Raw genomic sequence first — 20,390 nt, forward strand, 5'->3', positions numbered from 1 at the left:
CCCGTTTCCGCCGCTCAGCCGCCGGCCCGCTTCACCAGGCCCTCCAGGGCACGGAACCAGGTCTCCGCGAGATCCTGCACGGCGTCCCGGGGGAGCAGCCCCTCCGGCCAGGACCAGTGGGCGGCCAGCACCGGCCCGTCCGCCCGGTCCTCGGTCACCACACTGATGCCCAGCGCATGGCCCTCCCGCATCGCGTCCTCCGCGCCGATGTCGGCGACATCCTCCTCGGGGGCGTACGACCAGTCGGTCGCGTCCGGGATGGAGAAACGTCCCAGATAGTTGAACTCGATCCGGGGCGCCTCCCGCGCGGCCAGCACCTCACGGGTACGCGGGTTGAGATACCGCAGCATGCCGTAGCCGACGCCGTTCGCGGGCAGCGACGCCAGATGCTCCCTGACCCGCCGCACCGCCTCGGCGGCCGCCGGACCGCCCGCGAACGCCTCCGCCGGATCGACCGGGCCCGGGTCCAGCCGTACCGGATGGACGCTGGTGAACCAGCCCACCGTACGGGAGAGATCGGCGCTCGCCCCGGCCAGCTCCTCCTCGCGGCCGTGGCCCTCCAGATCGACCAGGACCGAGCTGTCACTGCCGCCGTGCCGCCTCCGCCAGTCGGCCACCGCCACGGCGAGCCCCGCGAGCAGTACCTCATTGACGTTCGCACCGAGCGCGGCGGGCACGGCCGAGAGCAGCGGACCGGTCCGCTCCGGCTCCATCCTGAGTGCCAGTTCACGCAGGGTGCCGGCGGTGTCCCGGTCCGGATCCAGCGGCCGGGCCAGCGGGAAGGGTTCCGAACCGCCGTCGAGCACGGCCGTCCACACCGGCAGTTCCGCCTCCCGGGCCGGATCCAGCGCCAGCTCGGCCAGATTCCGGGACCAGCGGGCGAAGGACGTCTCCACCGGTTCGAGCGACGCCGGCCGGCCGGCCGACACATCCTGCCAGGCCGCCGCGAGATCCGGCAGCAGGATCCGCCAGGAGACACCGTCCACCACCAGGTGGTGGGCCATCAGCAGCAGCCGCCCCGGCTCCGGTCCGGCGTCGAACCACACCGCCCGGACCATCTCACCGGCGTCCGGATCCAGCACCGCCCGGGCCCGGCGCGCCTCGTCGGCGATCACCGTGCGCAGCGCACCGGAGTTCAGCCCGCGCGCGTCCACCCGGTCGATCCAGCCGGCCGCGTCCACCGCACCGGCCGCCGGGACCCTGAGCGACCACTCCTCGTCCGATGTCCGCACCAGGGTGGCCCGGAGCAGATCGTGCCGGTCGGCCAGGGCCTGGAGCACCGCGGCCAGCCCGGCCCGGTCCAGCGCGGCCGGGGTCCGCACCAGAGCCGCCTGGTGGTAGCCGCCGATCGGGCCGCCCAGCTCGCGCAGCCAGTGCATCACCGGGGTCAGCGGCACCGTGCCCGTGCCGTCGTCGGAGATCCGCACGGTGTCCGCGGCGGTCGCCACCGCGGCCAGCCCGGCGGCGCTGCGGTGCCGGAAGACCAGGCGCGGAGTGATCCGCACGCCCGCCGCCCGCGCCCGGGCGACCACTTGCATCGCCACGATGCTGTCCCCGCCGAGGGCGAAGAAGTCGTCGTCCGCGCCGACCCGCGGCAGCCCCAGCACCTCGCCGATGACCGCGCAGAGCGTCCGCTCCAGCGGGGTCGCCGGCTCCCGGCCCGCGGCGATGGCCGCGAAGTCGGGCTCGGGCAGGGCGGCCCGGTCCAGCTTGCCGTTGGCGAGCCGGGGCAGGCGCTCCAGCACCACCACCGCGGCGGGGACCATGTAGTCCGGCAGCCCGGCGGCGAGATGGGCACGGAGCTCGGCCGGGTCCGCCGAGCCGCCCGCGACCGGGACCGCGTGGGCCACCAGCCGGGTGAGCGCGCCGTCGCGGCGGACCGTCACCACACACTGGCCGACCGAGGGATGCGATCCCAGCGCCGACTCGATCTCGGCCGGCTCGATCCGGAAGCCGCGGATCTTGACCTGGTCGTCGGCCCGGCCCAGATAGTCGAGCCACCCCTCGGCGGTCCAGCGGGCCAGATCGCCGGTCCGGTAGAGCCGGCCGCCCGGCGGACCGAACGGGTCGGCGACAAACCGCCCGGCCGTCAGCGCCGGAGCGCCGAGATAGCCGCGCGCCAGGCCGTCGCCCGCCAGATACAGCTCACCCGTGACACCCGGCGGCACCGGCCGCAGCAGATCGTCGAGCACATACGCCCGGGTACCCGCCACCGGCCGGCCGACCAGCGGCCGTTCGCTGTCCCGCACCCGCGCCACCAGGGCGTCCACGGTCGATTCCGTCGGACCGTAGAGATTGAACGCCTCCGTTCCGCGCAGCGATCCCAGCAGCTCCCACAGGGCCAGGGGCACCGCCTCGCCGCCGACACCGACCACCGTGAGCGGGCAGTGCCCGTCCCGTACCAGACCGGCCCCGGCCATCTGCGCGAAGAACGACGGAGTGACCTCCAGGAAGTCGAAACCGTGCGTCACGACCTCGGCCGCCAGCAGCTCCGGGTCGCGCCGGGTCTCCTCGGACACCACATGCACACAGTGCCCGTCCAGCAGCCACAGCTGCGGCTGCCAGGAGGCGTCGAAGGAGAACGACCAGGCGTGACCGGCCGTCAGCCGCTCCCGCCCGGCGGCGGCCCTCGCCGGCCCGTACAGCGTCTCGCGGTGGCTGTGGAAGAGATGGCCGACGCTCTCATGGGTGACCACCACCCCCTTCGGCCGCCCCGTGGAGCCGGAGGTGTAGATGACATGCGCGGGGTGTCCCGGGGTGAGCGGTGCGCTCCGCTCGGCGTCCACCGGGTCCGCGCCGTCCATCCCCGCGATCCGGGGATCGTCGATGAGCAGCACCGGAACCCCCGCCGGCAGCGTCCCCGCCAGCTCCGCGGTGGTCAGCACGGCCACCGGCCGCGCGTCGAGCAGCATGTCGGCCGTCCGCCCGCCCGGCCCGTCCGGGTCGAGCGGCAGATAGGCGGCCCCGGCCTTCTGCACCGCGAGGATCGCCAGCAGCGTGCGCGCCGAACGCGGCAGCGCCAGCGCCACGATCCCCTCCGGACCCGCGCCCTCGGCCATCAGCAGCCGGGCCAGCCGGTTCGCCGCCGTGTTGAGCTCGGCGAACGACAGCGCCAGACCGTCGGACGCGACGGCGGGAGCGTCCGGAGTGAGCCGCACCTGCCGCTCGAACAGCGCCGGTACGGTGGTGGGTCCGGCGATCCGCCCCCGGGCGTTCCACTCCCCGAGAATCCGCTCGCGCTCCTCTTCGCCGAGGATCTCGATCCGGCCGATCCGCACACCCGGATCAGCCGCCACGGCCCGCAGGATCTGCCGCAGCCGGGCGGCGAAGGAGACCGCGGTGGTGTGGTCGAAGAGATCGGTGCTGTACTCCAGCACCCCGTCCACCCCCGATCCGTCCGCCCGCTCCGCGAAGTCGAAGGAGAGATCGAACTTCGCGGTGGTCTGGCCGGTGTCCATCCGCCCGGCCGCGAGTCCGGGCAGCCCGATCTCCTCACCGCCGGCGGCCAGATGGACCACCATCACCTGGAACAGCGGATGGCGGGCGAGCGAACGCGCCGGATTGATCACCTCCACCAGCCGCTCGAACGGCACCTCCTGATGGTCGAAGGCGGCCAGATCTGCCTCCCGGACCCGGGCCAGCAGCTCATGGAAGGCCGGATCGCCCGAGGTGTCCGTCCGCAGCACCAGCGTATTGAGGAAGAAACCGACCAGATCCTCCAGCGCCTCGTCCGTGCGCCCCGAGATCGGGCTGCCGATCGGGATGTCGCTCCCCGCGCCGAGCCGGGTCAGCAGCGTGGCCACCGCCGCCTGCATCACCATGAACATCGAGACATCACAGGAGCGCGCCACCCGCCGCAGCCCGGCGGTCAGTTCGGCGTCGAGCGAGAGATCGGCGGTGCCGCCCCCATAGGTGGACTCCAGCGGACGCTGCCGGTCCACCGGCAGCGCCAGCTCCTCCGGGAGTCCCGCCAGGGCATCCCGCCAGAAGGCGATCTGCCGGGCGAGCAGGCTCTCCGGATCGCTCTCGTCGCCCAGCACCTCGCGGTGCCAGAGCGTGTAGTCGGCGTACTGCACCGGCAGCGGCTCCCACTCCGGTGCCCGGCCCGCCGAGCGCGCCGCGTACGCCTCCGCCAAGTCGCGCTGGAGCGGCAGGTCCGACCACTCGTCACCGGCGATGTGATGCAGCAGTACCAGCAGCACCCACTCCCCGGCACCGCGCCGGAAGACCTCCACCCGCAGCGGCGCCTCCCGGTCCAGCGCGAAGCCGTACTCCGCCGCCCGGCCCAGCCGCGCCGCGAGCTCGTCCTCCGTGTCCGGCCCGGCGTCCGTCACCACCACCGGGATCGCGGCCGTCTCGGGGCTCAGGATCAGCTGGTACGCCTGCCCGTTCTCGTCCGGGAAGACCGTGCGCAGCGTCTCGTGCCGCTCCGCCACATCCCGCACGGCCGCCCGCAGCGCCCCGAGGTCGAGATCGCCCGACAGCCGCCAGGCCGAGGGAATGTTGTACGTGGAACTCGGCCCCTCCACCTGGTGGAGGACCCACAGGCGCCGCTGCGCCGAGGAGAGCGGCAGCCGCTCCGGGCGCACCCGCTCCGTCAGCGCGGGCCGCGCCGCACGGGCCGCCCCCTCCAGCCGGCCGGCCAGCCGGGCGGCCGTGGGGGAGTCGAACACCTCCCGCAGCGACACCTCCGCCGACAGCGCCGCACGGATCCGGGCCACCAGCCGCATCGCCAGCAGCGAATGACCGCCGAGCGCGAAGAAGTCGTCGTCGACCCCGACCCGTTCCACCCCGAGCACCGCGGCGAACTCCGCGCACAGCAGCTCCTCACGGGGCGTGCGCGGCGCCCGCCCGCCCGCCGCCGCGGCGAAGTCCGGTGCCGGGAGCGCCGCCTGGTCGAGCTTGCCGCTCACCGACCTCGGCAGTGCGTCCACCACCACGAAGGCGCCCGGGACCATCGGCGCGGGCAGCGCGGCCGCGGCGTGGCTCCGCAGCACGGCCGGATCGGGAACCCGCCCCGGCACCGGCACGGTGTACGCCACCAGCCGGCTGATCCCGGGGGTGTCCTCCCGCACCACCACCGCGGCCGACGCCACATCGGGGTGGGCCGCCAGCAGCGACTCGATCTCGCCCCGCTCGATCCGGAAGCCCCGGATCTTCACCTGGTCGTCGGCCCGGCCCAGGAACTCCAGGACACCGTCCGCGCGCCGCCGCACCAGGTCGCCGGTGCGGTACATCCGCTCACCCGGCGCCCCGGAGGGATCGGCCGTGAACCGCTCGGCGGTAAGTCCCGGCCTGCCCAGATAGCCCCGGGCCAGACCGGCCCCGGCCAGATACAGCTCACCGGCCACCCCGGCGGGGACCGGCCGCAGCCGCCCGTCCAGCACATGCGCGCGGATGTTGCCGACCGGCGCGGCCCACCGGCCGCGCTCCGACTCCGTACCGCCGTGCCAGCCGTACGCGTCGACCGCGCACTCGGTCGGCCCGTAGAGATCGTGCGCCCGGACGCCGGGCAGGGCGCACAGCCGCTCCCACAGGGGCGCGGGAGTGGCCTCGCCGCCGACCGCGATGGTCCCCGGCAGGTGCCGGCCCGGATCGAGGAAGCCGTGGTGGATCAGTTCCCGCAGATAGGTCGGGGTGACATCGGCGAAGTCGATCCGCTCCCGCTCCAGATATCCGAGCACCGCGGCCGGATCGGCCATGGTGGCCTCGTCGGTGACATGGAGTTCGTGCCCGGCGAGCAGCCAGAGCAGCGGCTCCCAGGAGCCGTCGAAGCTGAACGAGGCCGCGTGCACGGCCCGCAGGGGCGATCCGTCACCGGCGCGTTCGGCGGGCTCGATGAGATCCGCCAAGTGCGAGCCGAAGAGATTGCCCAGCCCGCGATGGGTGCCGATCACTCCCTTGGGGCGGCCGGTGGAACCCGAGGTGAAGATGACATACGCGGCGCTGTCCGGCGCCGGGTACGTCCACGGGGCGGCCCCGTCCTCCGGCACCGGATACGTCTCCGGTACCGCGCCCTCCTCCGGTACCGCGTCGAGGAGCACCCGCGCATGCCCCGTCCCCGGCAGTTCCGGCGCCAGTGCCCGCGTCGTCAGCACACAGAGCGGCGCCGCGTCCTCCAGCATGAACTCCAGCCGGTCCGGCGGATACTCCGGATCCAGCGGCAGATAGGCCGCCCCCGACGCCAGCACCCCCAGAATCGCCGGCACCATCTCCCGGCGGGGCAGCGCCAGCGCCACCACCGTCTCCGGACCGGCCCCGCGCTCCCGCAGCAGCGCGGCGACCGACCCGGCCCGGGCCGCCAGCTCCGCGAAGGTCAGCCGCGCGCCGTCCCCGGTGACCAGGGCCACCGCGCCGGGCCGGCTCCGTACCGCGTCCGCGAAGAGCTCCGGCACGGAGCGGTCTCCGCCCGGCCGCGCGGTGTCGTTCCACTCCGCCGCCGCGGACTCCTCCGCGGGCGTGAGCACCCGCAGCGCGCCGACCCGGCGATCCGGTCCGGCCGCGATCTGCTCCAGCAGCGACACCATCCGGGAGGCCAGCGCCTGCGCCGTCCCCGCGTCGGCGAGATCCGCCGCGTACTCCAGCAACAGCGCCAGGGGCCGCCCCTCACCGTGGTCGACAAAGGTGAAGTCGAGATCGAACTTGGCCATCCCGGTGTCCATCTCGAACCACTCGGTGGCCAGCCCCAGCAGCTCCGGATCACCGTCCGGGCGCAGGTGGTATCCCAGCATCACCTGGAAGAGCGGATTGCGGTCCGCCACCCGCACCGGATTGACCGCCTCCACCACCCGGTCGAACGGCACGTCCTGGTGCTCGAAGGCGGCCAGCGCCGACTCCCGGACCCGGGACAGCAGCTCACCGAAGGAGGGGTCGCCCGACAGATCCGTCCGCAGCACCAGCGTATTGACGAAGAAGCCGACCAGATCATCGGCCGCCGCGTCGGTGCGGCCCGCGATCGGCGCGCCCAGCGGGATGTCGTCCCCGGCCCCCATCCGGTGCAGCAGCGTCGCCGTCACCGCCTGGAAGAGCATGAACATACTCACCCCGCGCTCGGCGCAGAGCGCCCGCAGCGCACCGCCCGTCCCGGCCGGCACCTCCGCCCGCACCATGCCGCTGCGCCCGGTGGCCGGGGTGGTGCCCCGCGAACGCGTCCGGTCCAGCGGCAGCGGCACCTCCTCCGGCAGTCCGTGCAGCGCCCGGGACCAGTACCCGAGCTGCCGCTCGCCCACCTGATCCAGCAGCCGCTCCTGCCAGAGCGTGTAGTCGGCGTACTGCACCGGCAGCGGCTCCCACTCCGGTGCCCGGCCCGCCGAACGCGCCGCGTACGCCGTGTTCAGATCGGCCAGGAAGGGCCGGTCCGACCACTCGTCGGTGGTGATGTGGTGCAGCACCACCGCCACCACATGATCGTCCGGTCCCAGCCGCAGCACCTCGGCCCGCAGCGGCAGCCGCGCCGACAGATCGAACGGACGCCGCTGCGCCTCCTCGATCAGCGCCGCGAGCTCGTCCTCGGCGCACTCCCGCACCGTGAACCCGGGGTCGGCCTCACCGGCCGGGACGATCCGCTGATACGGCTCGCCCCCGGCCTCACCGACCAGGGTCCGCAGTGATTCGTGCCGCCCGGCCACATCGCGCAGCGCGGCCCGCAGCGCCCCGGTGTCGAGCCCGCCGCGCAGCCGGAACACCAGCGGGAAGTTGTACGCCACACCGCCGCCGGTGATCCGCTCCACCAGCCAGAGCCGCCGCTGCGCCGCCGACAGCGGGACCCGCTCGGGGCGCACCGCGGCGGCCGTCAGCGCGGGCCGCGCCGGTGCGCCCGACTCCGCGCGCACCGCCAGCAGCTCCGGCGTCGGCGCCTCGAAGAGATCGCGGATCGCCAGTTCGGCGCCGAGCTCGGTGCGCGCCCGGCTGATCAGCCGGGTGGCCAGCAGCGAATGCCCGCCCAGATCGAAGAAGTTGTCCTCGGCACCCGTCCGGGGGAGCCCCAGCACCTCGGCGAAGAGCCCGCAGAGAATCTCCTCCCGCCGGTTCGCCGGGCCGCGCCCCGAGGAGAGCGCCACCGCCGGATCGGGCTCGGGCAGCGCGCTCACATCGAGCTTGCCATTGGCGTTCATCGGCAGCCGGGGCACCACGACGAAGGCGCCGGGCACCATGTAGCCGGGCAGCCGCCGCCCCAGATCCTCCCGGAGCGTGCGCACCAGATCCCCGGCACCGCGGTTGAGCGTCGGTGTGTTGGCGTACGAGGACGTCCCCGCCGCCCGGTGCAGACCGGAGGTGAACCGGAACGACCCGCCGCGCACGAACACCGCCTCGTACGACCCCGGCTCGGCCGACCAGGTGGTCAGCAGCCGGTATCCCCGGGCCGCTCCGAGCTCCCGCAGATCCTCGGGCTCCACTCCGCCCGGATCCCCCTGCGGCAGCCGCCCCGCGGCGAGGTCCCGCACCGCGGCCAGCTCACCCGAGGCACGGGGATCGGGGACCCGCACCAGACGGACCGTCTCCGGGCCCGCCGCCAGCAGTTCCGCGAGCGCGGCCGTCCCCGCCCACGGGGTCACGGGAGCGTCCGCGACATCCGCCGCGCCGGCCGCGTCCCGGTAGAGCACCGCGTCATAGCGGTGCCGGGTCAGCTCATTGTGGAACCGGCCCTCCTTCGTCCGCAGATCGAGACCGAAGCCCAGCGTGCCGAACCAGTCCGGGTCGACCAGCAGTTCCTTCTCCAGCGCGATGCCCCGGTCCACCGCCCGGCGGATCGCCGCCGGTTCCGCGTCCGCACCCGCCCTGGCCAGCTGAATACCGGTCTGGAAGGCCCGCGCCAGCCGCAGATTGCGCACATCGCCCACGAAGAGCGCGCCCCCGGGAGCCAGCAGCTCCATCGCGCCGGTGACCACCTGCCGCAGATAGTCCAGGCTCGGGAAGTACTGGACCACCGAGTTGATGACGACCGTGTCGAACGACCCGGCCGGCAGCCCCTCCGTCTCATGGGCTGCCCGGCAGCGCAGTTCGACCCGGGCGGCGAGCCCGGGATCGCGCCGCAGATCCTCCCCGATCTTCCGGATCACCGGCTCGGCGAAGTCCGTCGCCCAGTACGCCTCGGCCTCCGGGGCCAGCTGCGACAGCAGCAGCCCCGACCCCACACCGATCTCCAGAATCCGCCGGGGACGCAGCTCCCGGATCCGGGCGACGGTCGCCGCCCGCCACTCGCGCATCTCCTCCACCGGAATGGGGGAGCCGTCGTACGAGCTGTCCCAGCCAGCGAAGTCCTCGGTGAAGACGGCGGTCGGGATCTCGGCGTACTCCGCCGAGTAGATCTCCCGCCACTCCCCGATCTGCTCCCGCTCGGCCGCGTCCCGGGTCTCCTCGTCGGCTTCGGCGGGCACGACATACCCCACCAGCCGCTGGGTGCCCGGCGCCGAGGTGTCGTCACGGGGGACGACGGCCGCCTGCGCCACCCGCGGATGCTGGGCGAGCACGGTCTCGATCTCGCCCGGCTCCACCCGGTGGCCCCGGATCTTCACCTGGTCGTCGGTCCGGCCCAGGAAGTCGAGAATGCCGTCCGGGCGCCGCCGCACCAGGTCGCCGGTGCGGTACATCCGCTCACCCGGCCGCCCGAAGGGATCGGCCGTGAACCGCCCGGCGGTCAGCCCGTACCGGTCGAGATAGCCCCGGGCGAGACCGACACCCGCGATGTAGAGCTCACCCGGCACCCCGTCCGGCACCGGCCGCAGCCAGGTGTCCAGGACATGGGCCCGGGTTCCCCGGATCGGCCGGCCCACGGTCGGGGTGGCGCTGTCGTGCGTACCGCCGCCGAGGGTGTTGATGGTGTACTCGGTCGGGCCGTACAGGTTGTAACCGTAGGTGCCCTCGGTGTCCCGCAGCCGGTTCCAGACCGCCTCGGTCACCGCCTCGCCGCCCAGCAGCACCAGCGGCGGACGGTGCCCCTCCAGCAGCCCCTCCTCGATCAGCAGATGGGCGTAGGTGGGCGTCACATTGACCACATCGACCCGGTGGGCCTCGCAGTACGCCACCAGCGCGGTGGCGTCGCGGCGCAGCTCCTCGTCGCAGATGTGCACCTCATGGCCCTCGACGAGCCAGAGCAGCTCCTCCCAGGACATGTCGAAGGCGAAGGAGACCGTGTGGGCGATCCGCAGCCGCCGGCCGCCCGCCGAGGCGATGGCCGGGGCGAAGATCTCCTTCTGGTGGTTGAGCTGCATATTCGTCAGGCCCAGATAGGGCGTGACCACCCCCTTGGGGCGGCCGGTGGAGCCCGAGGTGTAGATGACATACGCCGGGTGATCCAGGCTGAACTCCACCCGCACCGGCTCCGCCGGCAGGCCCGCCAGCTCCGCCGCGACCGCCGGATCGTCCAGCAGCACCCGGGGAGCCGCGCACTCCAGTGTCGCCGAGACCGCCGTGGTGGAGAGCAGCAGCAGCGGCCGGGCGTCGGCCAGCATCAGGGAGAGCCGGTCGGCCGGGTGGTCCAGCTCCAGCGGCAGATACGCCGCCCCCGTGCGCAGCACCGCGAAGAGCGCCACCACCATGTCCACCGAGCGCGGCAGGCCGAGCGCGATCACCGTCTCCGGTGCCGCCCCCCGGGCCAGCAGCAGATGTGCGAACCGGTCGCACCGGGCGTCCAGTTCGGCATAGGTGAGGGTCTGTTCGCCGAAGACGAGCGCCGTGGCGTCCGGGGTGCGGGCGGCCTGCGCGGCCAGCATGTCCGCCACGGTTTCACGTGGAACATCCGCCCGGCCCTCGGTGTCCCGGCGGCGCAGGGTCTCGCGCTCCGCCGGAAGCAGCGGGTCCAGCGACCCGACCCGCGCCCGCGGATCCGCCGCCAGCTGTTCCAGCAGCAGAACGAAGCGCTCCAACAGGCCGGTCGCGTACGCCTCGGTGATCACATCCGGCCGATGGGCGAGGGTGACGGCGATCCGGTGCCCCGGGGTGATGATCAGATTCACCGGATAGTGCGTGGCGTCCACATTGGCCACCGCGCGGGCGCCGTGCTTCTCCTCCAGTTCGGCGAGGCGTTCCCCGGTGTCCGCGTTGCGCAGGACGAACAGGGTGTCGAAGAGCCTGCGGTGGCCCGTCTCCGCCTGGAGCACACCCAGACTCAGGTGGTCATGGGCCATCAGCTCCATGCGCTCGGCCTGGATCCGGTGCAGCAGTTCCGGCAGGGGCTCCGCCGGATCGAAGGCGATCCGGGTCGGCACCGTGTTGAGGAACATGCCGATCACACTCTCGACATCCGGCACCTCGCTCGGCCGGCCCGCCACCGTCGTGCCGAAGACCACATCGGTGCGCCCGGTGGCACTCGCCAGGGTCAGCCCCCAGGCCGCGGTCAGCAGGGTGTTGAGGGTCAGACCGTGACCGCGCGCGGCCTCCCGCAGCAGCTCTCCCGTCTCCGCCGTCAGCACGGCGTCGAGCCGCTCCGGGATGACGGGCTCAAGACCCCGGTCACCGGCGGCCGGCACCAGCAGGGTCGGCTCCTCCAGACCGTCGAGCGCGGCCCGCCACACACCGGTGGCCTCGCCGTCGTCCTGCCGCTCCAGCCAGCTCAGATAGTCGCGGTACGAACCGGGCCGCTCCAGCGCCGACGGGTCGCCCCCGTTCTCGTAGAGCGCGAAGAGCTGGTCCAGGAAGAGCCAGGCCGACCAGCCGTCCCACAGAATCAGATGACGGCCGATGACCAGCCGGTCGCCGCGCTCCCGGCCGAGCCGGACCAGCAGCATCCGGAAGAGCAGCGGCCGGGTCAGGTCGAAGCGCCGCGAGCGCTCCGCGTCCATCAGCTCCCGCAGACGTTCGTCCTGCTCGCCGGCCGCGAGAGCGGAGAGGTCGACCTCGTCGAGCGGGATCTCCGGATCGCGGACGATGAACTGCACGGGCCGGCTGAGCCCTTCACTGGTGAATCCGGCCCGCAGCCCGGTGTGCCGCTCCAGCAGCACCCGCACCGCGTCGCGCAGCCGTCCGGTGTCCACCCGGTCCGAGAAGTCGAACGACTCGTGGACCGTGTAGACATCCAGCGCACCGCTGTCGTACGTGGAGTGGAAGAACAGGCCCTCCTGGAGCGGGGCGAGCGGCCAGATGTCCTCCACCCGGCCGGGGGCGAACCGCTCCACCCGGGCCCGCTCCTCCGGGGTGAGCCGGAAGCCGGCGTCCGGCTCGCTCCGCTCCGGCGCCGCCGGCTCCGCCGCGACGGCGGCCAGCGCCGCCGGGGTGCGGTGCTCGAAGACATCGCGCGGGCTCAGCACGAGACCGGCGCGGCGCGCCCGGCCGGAGACCCCGATGGAGCTGATGCTGTCGCCGCCGAGCAGGAAGAAGTCGTCATCGGCCGAGATGTCACCGGTCTTCAGCACGGCGGCGAAGATCTCGGTGAGCACCCGCTCGCGGGCGGTCCGCGGCGCGCGGGCCCGCGCCCGTACCGCCTCCGGCGCCGGGAGAGCGGACCGGTCTAGCTTGCCGCTCGGGGTCAGCGGCAGCGCGTCGAGAAGGACGAAGGACGTGGGCACCATCGGCGCGGGAAGGCTCCCGGCGAGTGCGGCGCGCAGCGCGTCCGGCTCCGGGGCGGTGTCCCCGGTGTCCGCGGTGCCGGCGGTGTCCGGGGCTTCCGGGGTTTCCCGGGCCACCACATACGCCACCAGGGCGTTCTCCCGCACGGTGACGGCCGACTGGGCCACCTGCGGCAGCCGCAGCAGCGCCGCCTCGATCTCACCGAGTTCGATCCGGTTGCCGCGCAGCTTGATCTGCCGGTCGGTGCGGCCGAGATACTCGATATCCCCGTCGGCGCGCTGCCGCACCAGGTCGCCGGTGCGGTACATCCGGCTGCCGGGCGGCCCGTACGGATCGGCGGTGAACCTCTCGGCGGTCAGCCCCGGACGGCCGTGATAGCCCCGGGCCAGCTGGACACCACAGAGATGGAGCTCGCCCGGGACCCCCGGCGGGACCGGCCGCAGCGCCCCGTCCAGCACCCGGAGCCCGGTGTTCCACACCGGGCGTCCGATCGGCACGGTGAGCGCGCTCCGGTCCGCCTCGTCACAGGTGTGATGGGTGACATCGACGGCTGCCTCGGTGGGACCGTACAAATTGTGCAGCGGCACCCCGGTCAGCGCATGCCAGCCCGCCGCGGCGGCGCCGGTCAGCGCCTCGCCGCTGCTGAAGGCCCGGCGCAGGCCCGCCGCCCAGGACGGGTCGGCGGTCACCTCGTCCGACAGCAGGAAACCCTCCAGCATGGAGGGGACGAAATGCAGGGTGGTGATCCGCTCCGCCCGGATCAGCTCCGCCAGATACGCCGGGTCACGGTGCCCGTCCGGCCTGGCGAGCACCACCGCCGCGCCCTCCAGGAGCGGCCAGAACAGCTCCCACACGGAGACGTCGAAGCTGGTCGGCGTCTTCTGGAGCACCCGGTCACCGGAGCCGAGCCGGTAGGTGTCCTGCATCCACGCCAGCCGGTTCACGATCGCCCGGTGGGTGACCACGACACCCTTGGGCAGCCCGGTGGATCCCGAGGTGTAGATCAGATACGCGGCGTCGTCCGGACGCGCCTCCCGCGCACCGGTGACCGCCCCGGTCCCCGGCGCGCCGTCGTCCGCGCCGAGCACCAGCAGCGGGGAACCGGCGGGCAGCCGGCCCGCCACCGACTCGGTCGTGACCACCACCGCGGCCCCGGAGTCGGCCAGCATGTGCGCCACCCGGTCCGCCGGATACTCCGGATCGACCGGCAGATACGCCGCCCCCGACTTCACCGCGCCGAGCAGGGCCGGCATCAGCTCCGCCGACCGCTCCACCGCTATCGCCACGATCCCGCCGGGCCCGGCACCGCGCGCGCGGAGCCGCTCCGCCAGGACCGAGGCACGGGCGTCCAGTTCCGCGTAGGTCAGCCGCTCCCCGCCGCAGACCACGGCGGTCGCCCCGGGGGTGCGCGCCACCTGCGCGGCGAAGGCGGCGGCCAGGGTGGTGCCCGCGAGCGGCCGGGTCTCCCCGGCGGGGTGCGCCCCGGCCGCCTCCCCGGCGAGCAGCAGATCCAGTCCGGCGACCCGCCGTGCCGGATCCCCGGCCAGTGCCTCCAGCACCAGCGCGAGCCGGTCCGCGATCCGCCGCACCTCCGCCCCGGGGAGCCGCCCCGCATGGTGCTTGAGCCGCAGATCGAGCCGGACCCCCGGCTTCACGATCAGGGCGAGCGGATAGTGCACCGCGTCGTGGAACTCGTGACCGGTGATCCGCACCGTGCCCGAGGGGTCGCGCAGATCGGTGTCGGCCGGATAGTTCTCGAACACCACCAGCGTGTCGAAGAGTTCACCCGTGCCCGCCGGACCCGCCGCCCGCCGGATCTCGGCGAGACCGAGATGCTGATGGTCCAGCAGCCGGGCCTGCTCCTCCTGGAGCCGGGTCAGCACGGTGGCGAGACTGTCGGACGGCCGGCCGCGGAACCGCGTCGGCAGGGTGTTGATGAAGAGCCCGACCATCGACTCGATGCCGTCGACGGCGCCGTCGCGCCCGGAGACCGTGGTGCCGAACACCACATCGTCCCGGCCGGTCAGCCCGCCCAGCAGCAGCCCCCACGCGGCCTGCACCACCGTGCCGAGGGTGACGCCCAGCTCCCGGGCCCGGCCGGACAGCCCGGCCGTCGTCCGCTCGGAGAGCCGGAGCCGGACCTGGCCGGTCCGCAGCGGACCGTCCGCCGCCGGGGCCTCCACCAGCCGCGTCGGCCCGTCCAGATCGGCCAGCGCCACCCGCCACGCCTCGCGGGCCGCTTCCCGGTCCAGCTCCCCGAGCCGGGCGAGATACCCGCGGTACGGGGCCGGCCCGGGCAGCTCCGCGGGAGCCGGCCCGTACAGCGCCAGCAGTTCCCGGTGGAGCACCGGCAGCGACCAGCCGTCCGCGACGATGTGATGGAAGGTCAGGATCAGCCGGGACCGCTCCCCGCCCAGCCGGACCAGCGCACAGCGCAGCAGCGGCGGCGCGGCGAGATCGAAACCGGCCGCCCGCTCCCCGGCCGCGAGGGCGTCGGCCGCCGCCGCCTCCAGCGGACCCTCCTCGCGCCAGGGTAGTACGGCGTCACGGGTGATGATCTGCACCGGAGTGCCGTCGGCGCGCAGCCGGAAGCCCGCGCGCAGCGGGGCGTGGCGGTCCAGCAGCGCCTGCGCGGCCCGCCGCAGCGCGCCGCCGTCGACCGGCCCGGCCAGCTCGACGACCTGCTGCACCACATAGGAATCCGCCTCGCCGTCCCCCGCCAGAGCGTGGAAGTGGAAGCCCGCCTGAAGCGGGGTGAGCGGCAGCAGCTCCTCGATGTCCAGCGGATCCGAGCCCTGGATCAGCGCCAGTTCACCCTCGGCGGGCACGACGAGCGGACCCGCGCCCGCGGCCGGCTCCGGCGCGGCGCTCTCCGCGCGGTCCGCGGCCACCGAGGCGAGCGCGGCGACCGTACGGTGCCGGAAGACATCCCGCACGGTCAGCCGCACACCCGCCGCGCGGGCCCGGACGAGCAGCTGGATCGCGGTGATGCTGTCCCCGCCGAGCGCGAGGAAGTCGTCGTCCGCCGATACCGAGGCCAGGCCGAGCACCTCGGCGTACAGACGGCAGAGCAGCTCCTCGCCCGCGCCGCGCGGCGCCCGGCCGGAGCTGAGGGCCCCGTAGTCCGGCACCGGCAGCGCGCGGGCGTCCAGCTTTCCGCTGGGGGTGACCGGCAGCCGGCCCAGGGGCACGAAGGCGGCGGGCACCATGTAGTCGGGCAGCCACTCGGCCGCATGGGCGCGCAGCGTCCGCATCAGCGCGGTGACATCACGGAACGGCGCCGGGCGGTTGGCGAGCGGGAAACCCCCGCCTGCCCGGTAGAGCGGCCCCTCCGGAGCGCCCTCCGCAGCACGCGGAGCACCCCTGTCCGCGTTCCCGTCCACACGGTCGTCCGCCAACCGGTCGACGAGGACGACATCGAGGGCGCCGTCGTCCGCGAGCCCGTTCCAGGTGACCGCCGCACGGTAGCCGTGCGCCTCGGCCAGGGTGTGGAAGACCTCGGGGTCCACCCCCTCGGCGGCCGGCCCGCTGCTGTCCTCCAGCAGCCGCAGATCGGCGAGGTCCGCGGTGAGCCGGGCATTCGGCACCCCCGTGATCCGCAGCCGCGCCGGGCGACGGGCCAGCAGCCCCGCCACCTCCCCGGCCGTCCCGAGCTCGCCCCAGCGCACCTCCCGCCCGGCGGATCCCGGCGCGCCGGCTCCCCGGCCGCCGCCCGCCGCGCGGGGCCGCAGCACCACGTCGTACCGGTAGCGGCTCAGCTCATTGTGGTGCGCCGCGCGCTTGACCCGGATGTCCGCGTCGAAGCCCTCCAGCCCGGCGAAGAAGTCCGGGTCGAGCAGCAGCTCGCCCTCCCAGGCCGCGGACTGCTCGACCGCCGCCCGCAGCACCGCCTTGTCCGCCGTCTCGGAGCCGGCGGCGCGCCGGCGCTCCACGGCCGCGCGGAGCGTCCGCAGCAGCCGCAGATTGCGTACGTCGCCGACGAAGATCCGGCCCCCGGGCGCGAGCAGCGCCGCCGCCCCGCGCAGCACATCGGCGAGATAGCCCGCGCCGGGAAAGTACTGCGCCACGGAGTTGACGACGACCACGTCGAAGTACCCCTCGGGCACTCCGTCCAGTTCGTGCGCGGGCCGGGCCCGCAGCTCCACCCGCCCCGCCAGTTCCGGCACGGCGGCGACCTGCCCGCGCAGGGCCCGCACCGCCTCCTCGGAGAGGTCCGTACCCCAGTAGCTCTCGCACTCCGGAGCCAGCCGGGACAGGATCAGCCCCGAACCGACCCCGATCTCCAGCACCCGCCGGGCCGGGCCGAGGGCGCGGATGCTCTCCACCGTGGCGTCACGCCACTCCCGCATCTCGGCCACCGGGATGGGCCGGCCGTCGTACATGCTGTTCCAGCCGGCGAAGTTCTCCCGGAAGCCGTCCGTCCCGGCGGCGCCGTAGAGCAGTTCGTGGAGCTCCTTCCACTCCGCGATGTGCCCCGAACCGTCCTGCCCCGGCGCGGCGGCGAGCGAGGGGACGACATACGCGGCGAGCCGCCGGTCCCCGGGCCGGTCCTCGCGGGCGACCACGGTGACCTGGTCCACCGCCGGATGGCGGCGCAGCGCCGACTCGATCTCGCCCGGCTCGATCCGGAATCCGCGGATCTTGATCTGCGAGTCGGCGCGGCCGATGAATTCCAGCCGCCCGTCCGCCCGCAGACGGACCAGGTCACCGGTGCGGTAGAGCCGCTCCCCGGGTGCGCCGAAGGGATCGGCGACAAACCGCTCGGCGGTCAGCCCCGGCCGGTTCAGATAGCCCCGGGCCAGTCCCGCACCGCCCAGATACAGCTCACCCGTCACACCCTCCGGAACCGGGCGCAGCCGCCCGTCGAGGACATACGCCCGGGTGCCCGGATCGGGAACACCGATCGGCACGGTCGACCCGGTGGGGATGTCCGGATCGCAGAGCCCGAGCGTCGAATTGGTGGTCGCCTCCGTCGGACCGTACGCGTTGAACATCATCCGGCCGCGCGCGTACCGGGAGACGAGCTCCGGTGAGACCCGCTCGGTACCCGCCAGCAGCGTCGCCGACGGGGGCAGCACCGCGTCCTCGGGCATGGCCGCCAGCAGCGCGGGCGGCAGGATCATGAAGGTGACGCCCTGGGCGTTGGCGTAATCGGTGAGCGCCGGCCCCGGTACCCGGCGCTCCGCCGGTACGACGACGAGCCGGCCGCCGGAGAGCAGGCCGAGGCAGAGATCCCAGAACGCCACATCGAAGGCCGGGGAGGCGAATTGCAGCACCCGGCTGTGCGGACCGATGCCGAAGCGCTCGGTCTGGGTGGCGATCAGCCCCGCCACACCGCCGTGGGCGACCACCACTCCCTTGGGCCGGCCGGTCGATCCGGAGGTGTAGATGACACAGGCGGCGTTGAGCACGGTCAGCGGCGCGCCCCGGTCGGCGTCCGAGGGGTCGTGCGAGGGGCCGGCCGCCAGCTCGGCGGCGAGCGCGGGGGAGTCGAGCACCACCCGCTCGGGGCCCTCCCCGGCCGGGAGGTCCCGCGCGGTCTCCGCGGTGGTCACCAGCGCGGCCGGCCCGGCGTCCCCGAGCATCCAGGCGATCCGGTCGGCCGGATAGTCGTGGTCCAGCGGCAGACAGGCCGCGCCGGACTTCAACACCGCGACCTGGGCGATGATCAGTTCGGCCGAGCGCGGCAGTGCGAGCGCCACGGTCCGCTCCGGACCCGCGCCCCGGGCGATCAGGGCATGGGCGAGCCGGTTGGCCCGCTCGTCCACCTCGGCGTAGGTGTACCGCTCGTCCTCGAAGACCAGGGCGGTGGCACCGGGCCGCCGCCGCACCTGTTCGGCGAAGAGCGCGGGCCAGGTGGCGGGCGGCACGCCGTGTCCGGTCTCGTTCCACTCCACGACGATCCGGCGGAATTCGCCGGCGGGCATCACATCGAGCGCGCTCACCGGCGTGTCCGGACGGGCGAGGCCGTCGGCGAGCAGGGTCGCCCAGTGGCCGAGCAGCCGCTCCACGGTCTCCGCGCCGAGCGGATCCGGACGGTGGAACGCCCGGATCTCACCCGGAAGATGCTCCAGGTACAGATCGACGGCCATGCCCCGGACGCCGGACGCGTCCACACCGTCCGGGCCGATTTCCGTATCCCCGGGACCGGAATCCGACGTACTCGTGGCCGAAACCCGCGTACGGAAAACGGTGTTGAAGAAGTACCCGCCTGTGCGGTTCGGTTCCGGCCTCAGTTCGGCGACGAGCTCCGCGAGCGGCACCCGGTGCTCCCGGGCCCCCGCGACCGCCTCGGCCGTCCTCCGTACCAGCTCACCGAAGGCGGGGTCGTCCCCCGCGGTCACCCGCAGCGGCAGCGGATCCCCGCCGCTCCCCGGGGTGTGGCCGACCACCGGTGCCGTCTCGCCGCTGTAGCGGTGCAGCAGTGCGATGTACGCGGCGAGTGCCGCATCGGCCGGGATGTCCGCATCGACCGCGCGGACCCGAACTGCCCATTCCCCCGCCGCTGTTCCCGGGTGCCGCCCGTCGGACGGCAGTACCGTCTCCCGGGGCGGCGGGGTGAGAACCCGGCGCCAGTACGCCGCGATACCTTCTGACACCGTCTCAGAACCGTACAAGGTGGGCGAGCCTCCCCAGCAGGTTGTCCCGACGGGCAGCCGAGACGTCCGCGCCATATTAAGGTAAGCATTACCTAATTCAATGCGGTTGCACCTGATCGCCGGCAGCGGCTCCGCCGCGCCCGGCGCGGAAGGTCGGCCCGACCTGAGGAAGTTGACGTGGGGAGCGAGAAATCCGGTGCGGCACATCCCCGCGCGGTGCTTCTTCTGATCCTGCCGGGTGCTGTTCTGGTCGCGCTGGTGATGCTGTCACTGCTGCTGGGAGCCCTGAGCGTGCCACCCGGAGAGGTCTGGGACACCCTCACCGGAGACGCGCCCAACACCCGGGTGGAGAACGCCATCTGGGATGTTCGCGTCCCGAGGACCCTCCTCGGACTCACCGCGGGCGCGGCCCTCGGCCTCTCCGGGGCGCTGATGCAGGCACTGACCCGCAATCCGCTGGCGGACCCCGGCATCCTCGGCGTCAGCGCGGGCGCCGCCTTCGCCATCGTGTTCGCCGTGGCCGTCCTCGGTCTGAGGTCCGCCCACGCCTACATCTGGTTCGCCTTCGCCGGTGCGCTGGCCGCCAGCGTGCTGGTCTATCTCATGGGCGGACTCGGCCGGTCCGGTACGACACCGGTCAAACTCGCCCTCGCCGGCATCGCCATGACCTCCCTGCTTTTCTCGCTGACCAGCGCCATCGCACTGACCGACCCGGACGCGCTCAACCGCTTCCGCTTCTGGTCCGCGGGCTCGCTCGCCAACCAGGACGGAGCGACGCTGCTGCGGATCCTGCCCTTCCTCGCGGCCGGCGCGGTCATCGCCGTCGGCCTCGGCTCCTCCCTCAACAGGCTCGCCCTCGGCGACGATGTGGCGACCTCGCTGGGGCTGCGCACCGGCCCGGTCCGCGCCCTCGGCGTCGTCGCCGTCACCCTGCTGACCGGCGCGGCCGTGGTCCTCATCGGCCCGGTGGTCTTCGTCGGCCTGGTCGTCCCGCATGTCGCCCGCGTGCTGGCGCAGTACGCGGGAATCGGCCCCGACCACCGGTGGCTGCTGCCGCTGTCGGCGGTCCTGGCCCCCGCACTGCTGCTCGCCGCGGACATCACCGGGCGGCTGCTGGCCCGGCCGGCCGAGGTGCAGGCCGGAATCCTCGTCGCCTTCATCGGCGGACCGTTCTTCATCGCGATGGTCCGCCGCCGCCGACTCGCGGAGTTGTGAGCATGACCGATCTCCCGCACGATCACGGGGCCACCCGCAAGAAGGCCCGCCACGCCGGACGGGTCACCGTCC

General features: G+C 73.9%; 2 protein-coding genes. One reads left to right on the plus strand and one right to left on the minus strand.

Annotation, left to right across the window (positions count from 1 at the left end; all coding sequences use genetic code 11):
• Positions 1–14: 14 nt before the first annotated feature.
• On the minus strand, positions 15–19,103 hold the full coding sequence (locus tag AAFN69_RS29450) for an amino acid adenylation domain-containing protein (protein WP_347731910.1): 19,089 nt from the start codon (positions 19,101–19,103) through the stop codon (positions 15–17).
• A gap of 177 nt (positions 19,104–19,280) precedes the next feature.
• Between AAFN69_RS29450 and AAFN69_RS29455 the strand changes: the two genes are divergently transcribed.
• Positions 19,281–20,318, plus strand: coding sequence for an iron chelate uptake ABC transporter family permease subunit (locus tag AAFN69_RS29455; protein WP_347731911.1), 1,038 nt, complete (start codon positions 19,281–19,283; stop codon positions 20,316–20,318).
• The last annotated feature ends 72 nt before the right edge of the window (positions 20,319–20,390 follow it).

The sequence above is a fragment of the Streptomyces sp. CAU 1734 genome (genome assembly GCF_039888735.1).
In the GTDB taxonomy this organism is placed as follows: domain Bacteria; phylum Actinomycetota; class Actinomycetes; order Streptomycetales; family Streptomycetaceae; genus Streptomyces.